The sequence below is a fragment of the Halorubrum sp. AD140 genome (assembly GCF_034497445.1).
Taxonomy (GTDB): domain Archaea; phylum Halobacteriota; class Halobacteria; order Halobacteriales; family Haloferacaceae; genus Halorubrum.
Map to the genome: position 1 here is coordinate 1 of NZ_JAXRUU010000358.1, position 1,011 is coordinate 1,011.

1 protein-coding gene is annotated in these 1,011 nt (G+C 71.0%); it reads right to left on the reverse strand.

Annotated elements, in window-relative coordinates; genetic code table 11:
- Positions 1-128: 128 nt before the first annotated feature.
- Positions 129-848 carry an SCO family protein gene (locus U4E84_RS18845; protein ID WP_322533569.1) on the reverse strand — a complete coding sequence of 240 codons (720 nt, stop codon included), beginning with the start codon at positions 846-848 and terminating at the stop codon, positions 129-131.
- Positions 849-1,011 lie beyond the last annotated feature (163 nt).

A 1,011-nucleotide genomic window follows, 5' to 3' on the forward strand; every position in this document is an offset into this window, starting at 1 on the left:
GCTCGTCGAACCCGTCGTACAGCAGAATATCGACGTCCATGTCGGTCCGCAGGGCGGCGGGCGGCTTGTGCGTTCCCCTCCCGCCAGCGGCGCGGCGCCGCGCGGTCGACGCCGAGGAACGACTCGCGTCACTCGTCGGCGAAGGCGGCCACGACCCGTTCGACGTCCTCGGCGACGCGTTCCGGGTCGAGCTGTTCGCCGCGATACGCGCGCTCGACGACCCCGTCCGGGTTGACGAGCATCGTCACGACGTTGTGGTTGAAGTCGTACCCCTCCAGCCGGTCGCTTTCCGTCGTCCGCTCGAAGCCGATGCCCAGTTCGTCTTCGACCACGGCCTTCGCGCGTTCGGGCGTCTCGGGACGGAGGTAGAGCCAGTTCCCGGCGTCGAGGTCGGCACCGATCGACTCGGCGTTGTCGCGGAGCGCGGCGGCGTCGTCGCGTTCCGGATCGAACGTGATCGGGATGAAGTACACGTCGTCGGTCAGTCCCGCGTCCGCGACGCGGCGCTGGACCGTCACCCACTGCCGGAGCAGGATCGAACACTCCGCGGGACAGAAGGTGAACACGCCGGTCACGAGTGCGGTCCGACCGAGCTCGTCGCTGTCGAACGTCCCGTCCGCGAGCGCGCCGCTTTCGACCGCCCCGTCCGCGAGCGGGGCCGGCAGCTCGAACGACGGGAGCGGCTGCCCGTACGCGGGGTACGCGAGGTCCTCGCTGTCCGCGATCTGGTCTTCTTGGGGGTCGAGCGCGACGCCGTCCGAGCCCCCGCCGAACAGGCGGGACGCACAGCCCGCGACGGAGCCGGTCGCGGCCGTTCCGACGCCGGCGAGCAGCGTTCGGCGCTTCATACCCGAGCGAACGGCCGACCGGCGCATAACGCGTCTGGTGCGATCGACGAACGCGTGCGAGGCCGTCCCGCGGTGACGAGCGCGCGACGACTCGGCCCGGGAGCTCGCGATTCAAAACGGCGCGTAGTACGGTATCGGCGGGTGCGGCAGCGGGACGCCGAGC